Raw genomic sequence first — 13,586 nt, forward strand, 5'->3', positions numbered from 1 at the left:
CGTACGGCTGCCGACCCGGTCGTCCTGACACCGGATAGTGCGGCTCGATCAGGGCAAGCAGTCGCTTCCACGGCACGATGCGCTCCATCTCCGCAAGGAAGATCTCGCGCCGGGTCTGCTTGCGCTTGCCCAGGCCCTCGGCGTCACCGAACGTCAGTTGCATGGATGCCTCCTCATTCCGAACAAATAGTGTCTCGCATTTGTGGTGCGTTGTTCAGAGGTTCCCTAGCGCGACGATATCGGCAATGCCACGCCGGCGCAGATTGCCCAGGCCGCGATGGACACCGTGCCGCGCGTGCTGCCGCTGTTCTGGACCCTCCGCATCATGGCGGCCATCGGCATCTATCTCATCGCGTTCTTTGCCATCGCAGTCTGGTCTGCATGCAAGCACCACTTCCAGGAAAAACGCTGGTTCCTGAGGTTGGCACTGTGGACGTTGCCGCTGCCGTGGATCGCGATCGAATGCGGCTGGTTCGTGGCCGAATACGGCCGCCGACACAGCCCAACGCATCCCCCGCCCCGTCGCGTCACGCACCGCTGAGTTCCGGCGCGGTGGCCGGCAGCGCACCGTAAGCGAAGGAGAGACATCATGGATTTCGTATTGCTCGATTACACAACCCTGCGCGTGATCTGGTGGCTGTTGCTCGGTGTGCTGCTGTCCGGTTACGCCGTGATGAGTGGCTTCGATTTGGGCGTGGGCGCATTGCTGCCGTTCGTCGCCAACAACGATGCCGAGCGCCGGCTGGTGATCAACACGGTCGGCCCGGTCTGGCGCGCGCAGCACGTTTTGGCAGCATCGCCGCGCTGTGTGCGCTGGCATTGTTTGCAACGGGCGGTGCGTGGGTAGAGCGCTGGTTCTACCTGGTTATGCGGTGACCTCGGTGCTGGCGACCGATGCGCCGACCAACCCGCTTGGCGAGTGTGGTATTTCGCATGGATCCTGGGCACCGGCCTGGCGGCATCGGCTGCCGTGCTCAACGGCATGTGGTTCGAAGCACGCGAGCCCGAGCGTGGCGTACCGCCTCAGTAAAATAATTTCATCTGATGCTTGCCGATTCGGCATTCCCTATGTAATATACGCGGCTCATTCGGGGTGTAGCTCAGTCTGGTAGAGCGCTACGTTCGGGACGTAGAGGTCGCAGGTTCGAATCCTGTCTCCCCGACCAGTTTCAAAACACAAAACCGGCCCAGCGCCGGTTTTGTGTTTTCAGGCGTCGCTGCACATACGTGTACGGCGCGGATGGTCTGTCATGTCTGTTGCCACTACCGCGTCTTCGTCGTCCGCCCAGTTGCGTGGTCGCGGCCTGGTGCTGGCCGCGATTCTGCTTTCCGCATTCAACTTGCGCACTGCAGTGACGTCGCTGACGCCGCTGCTGGAACGCATTGCCGACGAGTACGCCTTCGGCGCGCCCATCATGGGTGCGCTCGGCATGTTGCCGACCGCAGCGTTCGCACTCACCGGTGTGGCGACACCCGCGTTGCTGCGCCGTTTCGGCTTGCTGCGCGTTGCGCTGTTGTCGATGGCATTGGCCACGCTTGGATTGGTGTTGCGCCCGCTGCTGCCGGGCACCGCCGGACTGCTGATCGGCTCGCTGGTGGCGTTGACCGGCATGGGCATGGGCAACGTGGTACTGCCGCCGTTGGTGAAGCGCTACTTCGGCGACCGCGTGGGCCGCGTGAGCACGCTGTACATCACCGTACTGCAGGTCGGCACGTTGTTGCCCGCCCTGCTGGCAGTGCCGGTGGCCGACGCGCTGGGCTGGCGCAGCTCGATGGTGGTGTGGGTGCTGCCGGCCCTGCTGGCGTCAGCGGCCTGGGCACTGGTGCACGCCAACCACCGCCGTATCCGCGCCACCGGCCCGGCACCGGTGACGCCCACGCCCGAGGCCGAGGGCCGCGTGGCACGCACCGCCCTGGGGTGGAGCATGGCGATCACCTTCGGCATGACCTCGCTGGTCACCTATTCGATGTTTACCTGGTTGCCGACGCTGCTGCGCGAAGCCGGCGCCTCGCCCGCGTTCGGCGGCACCATGGTGGCGCTGTTCGCGGCACTGGGCATGGTCGGCGCCTTGACCATGCCGGCGCTGGCGGTCCGCATGCGCAACCCGTTTCCGATCGTGCTGCTGTGCGCGGCCTGCCATCTGGTCGCGTTTGCCGGGCTGTGGTGGGTGCCGCTGGCCGCGCCGATCCTGTGGGTGACCCTGCTCGGCCTGGGGTCGAGCACGTTTCCGCTGGCATTGGTGCTGGTCAATCAACGCAGCCGCACTGCGGCCGGCTCGGCGGCCCTGTCCGGGTTCTCGCAGGGCATGGGCTATGCGGTGAGCTGCCTGGGACCATTCCTGTTCGGCTGGCTGCACGCGCACAGCGGCGGCTGGACCTACCCGTTCGTGTTCCTGGTCATCTGCCTGCTGGTGCAGCTGGCCGCCGCCTGGGTGGCCTGCCGCCCGCAATTGCTGGAAGACGTGTGGGCGCCGCCCGCACGCGGCGCCCGCGCGGTCAATGGACCGGCAGACTGATGTAGCTGGGCTGCTCGGGGGACACGTACACCCGCTGCGTGGCTTTTTGATAATCGCCGGGCTTGGCGAAGAAGATATTAGGCACGTAGGTCTGCGGGTTGCGATCGTAGAGCGGGAACAGACTGGACTGCACCTGCACCATCACCCGGTGGCCCGGCTGGAAGGTGTGGTTGGCGGTTGGCAGGCCGAACTGGAATGCCAGCGGCTGATTGGATGCCAATGGCTTGGGCGTGCTGAAACTCTCGCGGTAGCGGCCGCGGAAGATCGCCAGCGACACCGGCAACTCGTAGCCGCCCATCTTCGGGTTCGACGCCATCTCGTCCGGATACACGTCGATCAGCTTCACCACCCAATCGCTGTCGCTGCCGCTGGTGGAGGCTTGCAGATGTACTTCGGGGGCACCGGCGATCTGCAGTGCCTCGGTCAGGGGCTCGGTGACGAAGGTCAACACATCCGGACGGCCATCGACAAAGCGCTGGTCGTGCACCAGCCAGGTGGTCCACATCGCGCGGTCGGTAAAATCCACCGGGCGCGGCACGAACGGCACCGGCTTGGCCGGGTCGGAGACGTATTCTTCAAACCCCGCCTGCCCGGCCACCGGCTGCTGGAACGACAGCTTGCCGCCGGCCTGCAGATACAGCGGCTTGCTGGTCGACGCGCAGCCCTTGTCGCAACTGCGCGGCCACGCTTTCAGGCGATCCCAGTGGTTTTCGCCGGTGTTGTAGATGAACACCGGCGGCGTGTTCGCCTTCGGCGCGCCATCGACCAGGTACTGATCGAAGAACGGGCGCAGCACGTCATGGCGGAACTGGCGCGCGGTATCGCCCTCGAAACTCAGCGCACCCAAGGCACTGCCGTCGTAGTTCACCTGACTATGCCGCCACGGGCCCATCACCAGGTAGTTGAGCGTGTTGCTCTTGTCGCGCGGCTCCATCGCCGCGTAACTGTGGATCGCGCCCCACATGTCTTCCTGGTCCCACAGGCCTTGCAGCCACATCGTGGGCACCTTCAGCGGCGTGCGCGCCATCACCTTGTCCAGCGCCTGTTCCTGCCAAAACGCATCGTAGGCAGCGTGTTCGGTGAGCTTGTGCCACCACGGGAGCTGCTCCAGACCTGCAGCCTTGGCGAAATCGCCGGCCGAGCCTGCCTGCAGGAAATTACTGTAATCGTCTTGCCCCTGGCGCGGGATGCCGGCGCCCTTGCCGCGCTTGCTGAGCTGGGCGGTGAAGTAGTCGAAATTGACCTGGCGGAACGCACCGTCATTGAACCAGTCATCGCCCATCCAGCCGTCGACCATCGGGCTTTCCGGCACTGCGACCTTCAACGCAGGATGTGGATTGGTCAGCGCCATCACCACGGTGAATCCTTCGTAGGACGAGCCGATCATGCCGACCTTGCCATTGGATTCCTTGACGTTCTTTACCAGCCAATCGATGGTGTCCCAGGCATCGGTGGCATGGTCGACCTTGCTGGGATTGAGCGGCCCGCGCAATGGCCGCGTCATCACGTAATCGCCTTCGGAACCGTACTTGCCGCGCACGTCCTGAAATACGCGAATGTAGCCGCCTTCCACGAACACGTCGTCGCCGGCCGACAGCAGGTCTTTCATATGCGGCGACGCCAGCCGCTCGGTGCGGCCACTGGCGTCGTAAGGCGTGCGTGTCAGCACAATCGGCGCGTTTTTCGCCCCCTTGGGCAGCACGATCACCGTGTGCAGTTTCACCCCATCGCGCATCGGGATCATCACCTCGCGCTTGATGTAGTCGTTGCTGGCATCGGCCGCCACGAACGGCTTGCCGGTAATGTCCGGCGTCATCGGCGAGGTTTGCGCCCAGATGCTGCCGATGGTGGCGGCAATGGCGGTGGCGAGCAGGCAGGTGGCAAGGCGGCGCATCGACGACTCCGGAAGTGCGGGGGGCAGCCCTCGACTGTAGGCAGGTCGCAGGCTGCCGGGGGAGTGTCAAAGGTCGTGGTTGCTGCAGGTTCCAGGCGCACAGGCGCAGTGGCTGCGGGATGACTTGCAACTGCGTGCGCGGGCCTGATGCCGCGGTATCGCCTGCGGCGTGCATGCGCGGCCGCTCTTGGCTGTGAGCGCCTGTGCTCAACGACACGCGACACCGCATTGCACGCCTACAGCCCCGCAGGGCAGCCGCGGCTGGCGGGCCGTATCGCCGTGCGGCGACTGCTGCCTTGGTGCTGGTCAAGGCGCGGATGCTGCGTTGGGCGCAAAACCGGCATGCGTAACGGTACGCCGTTGCCGATCAGTGCCGCACTTGGCCTTCGCCACGCACCACAAAACGCTCAACGGTGAGCGCCTCCAGACCCATCGGACCATAGGAATGCAGGCGTGTGGTGGAGATGCCGATCTCCGCGCCGAGGCCGAGCTCGCCGCCATCGGAAAACCGCGAGGAGGCGTTGACCATCACCACTGCCGAGCGGAGCGACTGCACGAACCGCTCGGCATTGTCGGGGTCCTGCGTGGCGATGACTTCGGTGTGGTCGGAACCATATTGGCGGATGTGCGCCAGTGCCGTGTCCAGATCCGCCACCACGCGCATGGCCAGGATCAGATCGAGAAATTCTGCGGCGTAGTCGTCGTCGCTGGCAGGCGCGATCTCGGGCAGCACCGCGCGCGTTGCCGCATCGCCACGCAATTCCACCTTGCGCTCGCGCAAGGCCTGCGCTGCAAGCGGGAGAAAGCGCTCGGCGATGTCTGCATGCACCAGCAAGGTCTCCAGCGAATTGCAGGCAGAAGGCCGCGTCGCCTTGCCGTCGATCAGCAGGCGCAGCGCCAGCTCCATCTCGGCCGATGCATCCACAAACAGATGGCACACGCCCTTGTAGTGCTTGATCACCGGCACACGCGCGTGCTCGGCAACGAACCGGATCAAGCCTTCGCCGCCACGCGGAATTGCCAGATCGACGATGTCGTTGAGCTGCAGCAGTTCCAGCATGGTCTCGCGGCGCAAATCTTCAACCAGGGTCAGCGCGGCTTCCGGCACATTGGCTTCGCGCAAGGCGCGCTGCAACGCGCGTGCGATGGCGGTATTGGAATGGATCGCCTCCGAGCCACCGCGCAGGATCACGCCATTGCCAGCTTTGATGCACAGCGCCGCCGCGTCGGCCGTCACATTGGGGCGCGCCTCGTAAATCATCGCGATCACACCCAGCGGCACGCGCACTTTCTGCACGCGGATGCCGTTGGGGCGCACATCTTCGCGAGTGATCCGCCCCACCGGGTCGGGCAACAACGCCACCTCGCGCAATGCGGCGGCAATGCCGGCCAGGCGCTTGTCGTCCAGCGCCAGCCGATCAAGCATCGCGCTGGCGGTTCCCTTGGCACGCGCCGCCTCCAGATCGCGCGCGTTCGCGGCAAGGATCGTCCCAGCATCGGCTTCCAGCGCTGCGGCCATTGCCTGCAGTAAGGCGCACTTGGCCTGCGAAGACAGTTGCGACACCACCTGGGCGGCATCACGGCATTGCAGAGCGAGCGTTTTGATGGTCATCGGAGGGCCGGGATTTGGGATTTGGGATTTGGGATTTGGGATTTGGGATTTGGGATTTGGGATTTGGGATTTGGGATTTGGGAGTCGGGAGTCGGGAGTCGGGAGTCGGGAGTCGGGAGTCGGGAGTCGGGAGTCGGGAGTCGGGAGTCGGGAGTCGGGAGTCGGGAGTCGGGAGTCGGGATTGGCAAACGCGGGCAAGATCGTCATCACCACATGGGATCAATCGTTGGGACGAAGAGGTAACGGTCGAGAAACGCAGTGCATCTGCTGTTGCGAACCCCCAATCCCAAAGCTCAAATCCCGGCTACAACAACACCAAATCATCGCGATGCACCACGTTCTCGCCATAGCTGTAACCGAGTACGTTCTCGATTTCGCGCGAGTGGCGGCGTGCGATGCGACGGATATCCACTGCCGAATACTGGCTGACGCCGCGTGCCAGACAACGTTCGCCCTCGTCATCACGCAGGCGAATCTCCACCATGTCGCCGCGGCGGAAATCGCCCTCGGCACCGACCACACCGCCCGGCAACAGCGAGGCGCCCTTGTCGCTCAGCGCCATTGCTGCGCCGGCATCGACCAGAATCGCGCCCGCTTCCACCGGCGCGTGCCGTAGCCAGTACTTGCGTGCGGCAATGCGCGTGCGTGCGGCATGGATGCGCGTGCCACGCAGGCGGTCCTGCGCCAGGGCGCGCACCACCTCGCCACTGCGGCCGTTGAACAGATAGGTTTCGATGCCGGCCGCACCCGCCTTTGCAGCGGCTTCCAATTTGGTGCGCATGCCGCCGGTGCCTACATTGCTGCCGCTGCCGCCAGCCATCGCCAGCACCTCCGGCGTGAGCTCGGGCACATCGTCGAGCGGCCGCGCCAAGGGGTTACTGCGTGGGTCGGCGCTATACAAGCCGTCGATATCAGTGGCGATGAACAAGGCATCGGCATCGACCAAGGCGGCCACGATTGCGGCCAGGTTGTCGTTATCGCCCAGCTTCAACTCATCCACCGAAACGGTGTCGTTTTCGTTGATCACCGGCAACGCGCCCAACCGCAACAACTCGCCCAATGTGGCGCGTGCATTGAGATAGCGGCGACGGTTGCGCAGATCGTCATGGGTGAGCAGCACCTGCGCCACCGGGCGCTCGAAAAAGCGCTGCCACAGCGCGATCAACTGCGCCTGGCCGAGCGCAGCCAGCGCTTGACGTGCCGCGATCGGCGCGCCGACATCCACCGCTTTCGGCAGGATGGCGCGGCCCGCCGCCACTGCGCCCGACGACACGATCACCAGCTCGCGCCCCGCCGCCAGGTTAGCAGAGACGAACTGCGCCAGCCCCAATGCGAAACGCGGCGACAGGCCACCGCCATCGGCAGCAAGCAGGCTACTGCCGACCTTGAGCACGGCACGCCGCCACGGCGGCAGTGCCTGCTCGGCAAAGGGCGACGACGTGCTGGCTGGTGTGCTCATGGCAGCGGCGTACTCAGTGCGTGTTCCACTCATATACGGTCAGTGCAGAAGCATCGCGCACCACCAGCGGATCGCGCGCAACGATCTGCTGGGCCTCTTCGAGCGTGGCGACATTGACCAGCACATACGCGCCACCGCTGCGATCGCTGAAACCACCGGTCAGCGCGAGCTGCCCGGCGGCGCGCAACGCATCGAGAAAGTCCAGATGCGGCTGCAGCACATCGTCGGGAAACTCCGGCTTGCGGAGCGCAAGCACCAAATAATGCGTCGTCATCAGCCTGTATCCTTGTTGCGCACAGCCGCAGGTGTGCGTTCGTTACGACCGTGCGGTGCGGAAATCACCAGAAAGCGCGCTTCCACGTCCGAGAGAGTGTGCACCTGGTGCGTGGAGCCCGGCGGCACGTGCAAACTCTGCCCGACCCGCAGCACATGTTGTGCGCCATCCAGCTTCAACATCACCTCGCCGGCCAGTACATAGAAGAAGTGCCGCGCACGGCTATGCCGATGGCGCAATTCCGACACACCCGGCGGCATGTGCTCTTCGAGCACGTTGAGGTTGGGATCGCGTAACAGGTGCCAGCCCTCGCAAGCGTCGCCCCAGGGATAATGCTCTGCCGTGTCGGTGCTGATCACAGCCATCAGCGCAAGGTCTCCCAGCGGGCAAGCAACACGTCCAGTTGCAGGTCGGCTGCGGCACCGGGCGACACCCGTGCAGCCAGACTACCTTCCGGTGTACGCCCCTGCCCTGCGGTGTCGGAGGCTTCGGCTGCAGCCTTGTAGGCCTCGCGGAACGGCACGCCGGCCACGGCCGCTTCCACCGCCACATCGGTGGCGTACATACCCGAATCGATGGCTGCGCGCAGTTTGTCCGGGCGCCATTCCAGATTGGCCAGCAAGGCCGGCAGCAGTTCCAGCGCCGCAAGCCCACGCCCGAACCCATGCACGATAGCGCCCTTACTGCTCTGCAAATCGCGGTGATAGCCGGACGGCAGCGACAGCAGTTGTTCGATCTCGGTGCGCGCCGCGGCTACGCTGGCATGCGTTGCGCGCATCAACTCGATCACGTCCGGGTTGCGCTTGTTCGGCATGATCGAGCTGCCGGTGGTGTACTGCGCCGGCAATGCGACAAACGCGAATTCGCCGCTGGTGAACAGCGACACGTCCCAGGCAATGCGGCGCAGATCCAGCGTGGCGCTGCCCAGTGCTTCGAGCGCGGCCAGTTCATATTTGCCGCGCGAAAGCTGGGCGTAGATCGGTGAAACCTGCAAACGCGCAAAACCCAGTTCGGCCGTGGTGTGCGCACGATCCAGCGGCAGGTTCACGCCATAGCCGGCGGCGGTGCCGAGTGGATTGCTGTCCACCAGCTGCAAGGTGTCGGTGGCGCGCACGGCGTTGTCGATGAAGGCTTCCGCCCAGCCCGCCCACCACATGCCGGCCGACGAGACGACCGCACGTTGGATATGGGTGTAACCGGGCACCGGCAGCTCGGCCTCGGCCTGCGCGCGGTCCAACGCCACCTTGGCGATCTCTGCACTGAGCGTGGCCACACGCTGCAACTTGTCCTTCAACCACAAACGCGTAGCGACCAGAATCTGATCGTTGCGGCTGCGGCCGGTGTGGATCTTGCGGCCCGCATCGCCCAGACGCTCGGTCAATCGCGCTTCGATGGCTGAGTGGCAGTCTTCGTACTGCTCGTCCAGCACGAAGGCGCCGCCACGAAAATCTTCCGCCAACAGATCGAGTTGTTCGCTCAAGCCGTCCAGCTCCTGCGGCGACAGAATGCCGATGTGCTGCAGCCCCTGCGCATGCGCCTTGCTGGCAGCGATGTCGTGCAGGAAGAACTCGCGGTCCAGGATGACGTCGTCGCCGGCCAGGAAGCTCTGGATCTTGGCGTCCACCGCCACGCCGGGTTTTTGCCACAACAGATTGGTCATCGGAAAGCGTCTCGAGTAAGTCGTCCAGTTAAATCCCCGCACAGGGAGGTGCGGGCTTCTGCGAGAGACTCGCATCTTTGAATCCCCGCACACGGAAGTGCGGGCTCCTGCGAGGGACTCGCCTCAGCCAATGGCAGTCAATTCGTCCCAGCCCAACGCCAGGTTGAGATTCTGCATCGCCTGCGTCGCCGCGCCCTTGAGCAGGTTGTCCAGCGTCGCCACCACCACCACGCGCTTGTTGCCCGGCGCCAGCGTCACCCCGCCGATCTGCACACCGTGCCTGCCGGCGATGCGGCTCACCCACGGCGCTTCATCGACGATCTCGATCAGCGGCTCGTCGGCGTAACGTTGCGTGTAGCGCGCCTGGATCTGCTCGCGCGTCAGCGGCTGCTGCAACCACAGGTTGACGGTCAGGGTGATACCACGGAAATGCGGCGCCACATGCGGCATGAACTCCACCGGCACGCCCAGCTGCGCAGATACCTCGCGCTCGTGCATGTGGTTGGTCAGCGCATACGGCATCAAGTTATCGGCAAGCAGCGCGGGGTTGTTCTTGTCCGAGGGCGTGGTGCCTGCGCCCGAATAGCCGGACACGCCGAAGCACTGCGGCGGGCCAGCCAACTGGTCGAGCAATGGCGCAATGGTCAACTGCATGGCAGTGGCATAGCACCCCGGGTTGCTGATGCGTTTTTGCTCGGCGTAGCTGCCGCGCGTCAGCTCAGGCAAGCCGTAGTACCAGGCCGGATCGAAGCGATAGTCTGTCGACAGATCGATCACCAGCGTCTGCGGCGTTGCTGCGTCGATCGCCGCGACGAATGGTGCAGCCTTGCCATTGGGCAGCGCCAGGATCACTACGTCGGCCGCCTTTGCGGCGACTGCGTTGGCGTCCAGGCTTTCGTAGCGCAACTCAGCCTGGTAGGCCTGGTTGTGCTCGGCCACGCGCTGCCCGGCCAGCTCGCGCGACGAGACGAAGACCAATTGCAGATGCGGGTGCGCCGCCACCAGCTTGATCAATTCCGAGCCGGTATGCCCGCGGGCGCCGACGATGCCGATCGTGGTTGTTTGAACAGTCATGCGTTCGCTTCCAGGCGGAATGCAGGTGGCGTTTCAGCCCGGCCCATTCCGTATCGATGATGGAGGACACCACGGTATCGCGCGGCGTACCGTCGGCGTGGCGGGTGTGATTGCGCAGCACGCCGTCCTGCTTTGCGCCCAGCCGTGCGATAGCCGCGCGCGAGGTGTGATTGAACCAGCTGGTCTCGAACACCACGCTCAGGCAGCCCGGCGTTTCGAAAGCGTGCTGCAGCAGCATCAACTTGGCTTCGGTATTGACGCCGCTGCGCTGCACACGCGGTGCGTACCAGGTATAGCCGATCGATAGCCGGGGCACTGCTGCATCCAGCGCGTAATAGCGCGTGCAACCGACGATGTCGCCGGCGGCATCGCGCACCACAAACGGCAACGCCGCACCATTGGCGCAAGCGGCCAAGGCGGCAGCGATGTACGCATCAACCTGCTCAACCACAGGCACGCTGGTATACCACAGCCGCGACAACGCGCCCTCGCCCACTGCGTCACGCAAACCATCGGCATGCGCCGCCTGCAACGGCTCCAAGATCGCATGCTGTCCACGCAAGGTGGGCAGTTCGCGCCAGAGTGGTGGCAAGGCCGCCGCGATCATCGCGCTCAGCCCAGCAAGGTCGGTTGACGCGTCGCGCAATGCGCAACGCAATGCTGGATCTGCTCGAAATTCTCCAGCCCGTACCAAAACACCTTCCACTTCTCCTGCTTGATGCAACCGTCGGATTCGGCGTAGTAAAAGATATTGACCTGATTTTTGTGACGCGAGCGCCAGAACAACTGCGGGGTTTCTTCGCGCATCACATTCCATACCGCCCGGCCAAGACCTTCGCCCTGCGCATCGTCGAGCACGGCGAACTTGTCCAGATAGGTCAGCCTGCCCGCACCGAACTGGCCTTCGTCGGTCAGGATCACCGCCGCGCGGTAGTTTTCGCTGACATACGCGCGCAGCAACGTGGTGGTGTCGAAATACTCCGGCACCAGCGTGCGGCCGAAGCTGGATTCGATGAGCGACTTCAGGCGAGGCAGATCCAGTTCGTCCCAGGAGGTGGCGCGCAGCACGCGCTCGCCGCGCCGCACCAGCGTGCCCGAGCCCTTGTGGGTGAACAGCTCCTTGGCCAGGTCCGACGGCCGGGTGATCGACACCGACGACTCCAGAGGCAGGCAGTCGAGCAAATCCTTGATCTGCTCGATCTTCACCCGCATGCCGCCGTTGATCCACGGCTGCTGCATCAGATGATCGAACTCGGTGGACAGGTTGATCGAATCGATCAACTTGCCGTCGGCATCCAACAGGCCGCCGGTACCGGTAAGGAAAATGATCTTGTACGGCTGCAGCTCCTGCACCAATTCGTTGGCAGCAAAATCCGCATTGACGTTGAGGATCTGCCCGCTGGGCGTTTCGCCCAGGCTGGTGATCACCGGGATCGAGCCAGCCTGCAGGCTGGCTTCGATCGGCGCCAGATTCACCGCCTTGACCTCACCGACCAGGCCGTAGGTGTCGCGATCCAGATACTCGGCCTCGAACACGCCACCGGTGATGGAGGTCGCACGCGCGCCGTTTTGCTGCAGCGCTTCCACCAGTTTGAGGTTGGAGGCCTGGAACACCTTGCGCACGATCGCTAGCGCCTCGGGCGAGGTCACGCGCAGTCCGTTGACGGTGTGCTTTTCGATGCCGGCTGCCGACAGCTCCGCATCCAGTTGCGGGCCAGCGCCATGCAGCACGATCGGTGTCAGCCCGACTTCCTGCAGAAACGACAGCGACGAGGTCAGTGCGTCCAGATCGTCGCGAAGCACGGCGCCGCCCACCTTGACCACCGCAAAGCGCTTGGCATCCACCTGCGAGAAACGCTTGAGGTACTGGCTGATTTCCTTCGCGCTGGCCATGCTCGAAAGCAGGCGCACGATGGTCTGGCGGGTCTGTTTGTGGGGCTGTGCTGGGAGGGACATTGCCGTGACCGAAAGAGGAAGGAAGGCGCCAGGGGCGATTTAGTGGGAACCGTTGATGATGCGATGGACCGATTCGGCGTAACGCTGCAACTGTTCCAGCGTGACGAATTCGTCGGCGGTATGCGCTTGTGCGATATCGCCCGGGCCATAGACCAGCGCGGTGTAGCCGCCAGCCGAAAACAACGAGGCTTCGGTCCAGAAGTCCACTGCATTGCCGATCGGCAGATCCAGCGCATCGGCAACATCGCGTGCAGCCAGGCGACGTTCTTCTGCACGCGCGATATCACCCGACGGCAAGCTCGGCCCGCGAAAGGTTTCTTCGAAATGCGCTGCCGCCGGCTCGGCAAACCCGGCGAAGGTGGCCAGCAATCCATCCACGTCCATCGATGGCAGCGGACGAAAACCAAAGCGCACTTCGGCTGCAGGCGCGATCATGTTGGCTTTGATGCCACCCTCGACGCGGCCGATATTGAAACGTAACCCGGTCAAACCGCCGAAGCGCGCATGCGCCAGCGATTGGACATGGTCCAGTGCTTTGCCACCCCAGCGCATCGCCTGATGCAAGGCACTTGCAGAGGGGTCCTGCTTGCCCGAGGCATGCCCGGCGCGCCCGGCAAACCGCATCAGTACCGAACTGATGCCGCGATGCGCCAGCACCGCTTCGCTCATGGTCGGCTCGGCCACCAACACCGCATCGTACGGCACGCCACGCGCCAAAAACGCTGCGATACAGCGCGGATCGTTGGCTTCTTCGTCCGAGGAAAACACAAACGCCGCATCACCGTCGCCGGCATTGGCCGCCGCCACCAGCGCCGCCGCCGCACCCTTGATATCGCAGACACCCAGGCCGATCACACGGTCTTCGGTGCGTCGCATCACGTGTGGATCAGCACTCCAGTGCGGCGAATCCGGCACGGTATCCAGATGCACGTTGAACAGGTACTTCGGCGTGCCGCGCACCGCGTACAAGCTCACCGCCCCTGCACCGTGATCGACCACCTCGACCTGGAACCCCGGCAGCTGCGCGCGCAGATAATCGAAGATGCCGCCTTGCGCGGCAATCGCACGCGGCGGATTGCGGGTGTCGAAGGACACCAGCGCCTGCAGGTGGTCGAGCGTGGCGGTGAGCAGGTCCGTCATG

11 protein-coding genes, 1 tRNA gene and 4 pseudogenes are annotated in these 13,586 nt (G+C 64.4%); 5 read left to right on the plus strand and 11 right to left on the minus strand.

Annotated features, from left to right (window positions below; translation table 11 throughout):
* Window positions 1-163: pseudogene (locus tag WJW29_RS06380) on the minus strand (IS5/IS1182 family transposase); the annotation flags it as partial.
* 66 nt (window positions 164-229) lie between these two features.
* Between WJW29_RS06380 and WJW29_RS06385 the strand changes: the two are divergent.
* The 5 genes and pseudogenes from WJW29_RS06385 to WJW29_RS06405 all read left to right on the plus strand — a co-directional run.
* Window positions 230-573, plus strand: a pseudogene (locus WJW29_RS06385) (cytochrome ubiquinol oxidase subunit I); the annotation flags it as partial.
* Window positions 574-589: 16 nt separating this feature from the next.
* Window positions 590-920, plus strand: a pseudogene (locus WJW29_RS06390) (cytochrome d ubiquinol oxidase subunit II); the annotation flags it as partial.
* Complete coding sequence (gene cydX, locus WJW29_RS06395) at window positions 920-1,030, plus strand: cytochrome bd-I oxidase subunit CydX (RefSeq protein ID WP_011259269.1); 111 nt, start codon at window positions 920-922, stop codon at window positions 1,028-1,030. The pseudogene WJW29_RS06390 and the gene cydX, both read left to right, overlap by 1 nt.
* Window positions 1,031-1,089: 59 nt before the next feature.
* A tRNA-Pro gene (locus WJW29_RS06400) sits at window positions 1,090-1,166 on the plus strand.
* Between the two features lie 123 nt (window positions 1,167-1,289).
* Window positions 1,290-2,516, plus strand: a complete 1,227-nt coding sequence (locus WJW29_RS06405; RefSeq protein WP_027703616.1) for an MFS transporter — start codon at window positions 1,290-1,292, stop codon at window positions 2,514-2,516.
* Here the strand turns inward: WJW29_RS06405 and WJW29_RS06410 are convergent.
* From WJW29_RS06410 to WJW29_RS06455, 10 genes and pseudogenes are all read right to left on the minus strand, one after another.
* A complete protein-coding gene (locus WJW29_RS06410; RefSeq protein WP_011259272.1) occupies window positions 2,497-4,410 on the minus strand; it encodes a CocE/NonD family hydrolase in 1,914 nt (637 codons plus the stop codon). The genes WJW29_RS06405 and WJW29_RS06410 overlap by 20 nt on opposite strands.
* 367 nt (window positions 4,411-4,777) lie before the next feature.
* Window positions 4,778-6,022: a glutamate-5-semialdehyde dehydrogenase gene (locus WJW29_RS06415; protein WP_041182159.1), complete on the minus strand. Its 1,245-nt coding sequence runs from the start codon at window positions 6,020-6,022 to the stop codon at window positions 4,778-4,780.
* Window positions 6,023-6,326: 304 nt separating this feature from the next.
* Window positions 6,327-7,481: a glutamate 5-kinase gene (gene proB / locus WJW29_RS06420; RefSeq protein WP_011259274.1), complete on the minus strand. Its 1,155-nt coding sequence runs from the start codon at window positions 7,479-7,481 to the stop codon at window positions 6,327-6,329.
* 13 nt (window positions 7,482-7,494) lie between these two features.
* On the minus strand, window positions 7,495-7,755 hold the full coding sequence (locus tag WJW29_RS06425; protein ID WP_011259275.1) for a YciI family protein: 261 nt from the start codon (window positions 7,753-7,755) through the stop codon (window positions 7,495-7,497).
* Entirely contained in the window at window positions 7,755-8,120 is a 366-nt protein-coding gene (locus WJW29_RS06430; RefSeq protein WP_011259276.1) for a cupin domain-containing protein, read from the minus strand. The genes WJW29_RS06425 and WJW29_RS06430 overlap by 1 nt, the downstream gene beginning before the upstream one ends.
* Window positions 8,120-9,415 (minus strand): argininosuccinate lyase, encoded by a 1,296-nt coding sequence (locus tag WJW29_RS06435; protein WP_011408717.1) that lies wholly within the window; start codon window positions 9,413-9,415, stop codon window positions 8,120-8,122. The genes WJW29_RS06430 and WJW29_RS06435 overlap by 1 nt, the downstream gene beginning before the upstream one ends.
* 123 nt (window positions 9,416-9,538) lie before the next feature.
* Window positions 9,539-10,489, minus strand: coding sequence for an N-acetyl-gamma-glutamyl-phosphate reductase (argC, locus tag WJW29_RS06440; protein ID WP_011259278.1), 951 nt, complete (start codon window positions 10,487-10,489; stop codon window positions 9,539-9,541).
* A pseudogene (locus tag WJW29_RS06445) lies at window positions 10,486-11,096 on the minus strand (GNAT family protein). Before WJW29_RS06445 ends, argC begins: the two are co-directional and overlap by 4 nt.
* Before the next feature lie 5 nt (window positions 11,097-11,101).
* Entirely contained in the window at window positions 11,102-12,445 is a 1,344-nt protein-coding gene (locus WJW29_RS06450) for an acetylglutamate kinase (RefSeq protein ID WP_011259279.1), read from the minus strand.
* 39 nt (window positions 12,446-12,484) lie between these two features.
* Window positions 12,485-13,585, minus strand: coding sequence for an acetylornithine deacetylase (locus WJW29_RS06455; RefSeq protein ID WP_011259280.1), 1,101 nt, complete (start codon window positions 13,583-13,585; stop codon window positions 12,485-12,487).
* Window position 13,586 lies beyond the last annotated feature (1 nt).

The organism is Xanthomonas sp. JL1 (assembly GCF_038405005.1).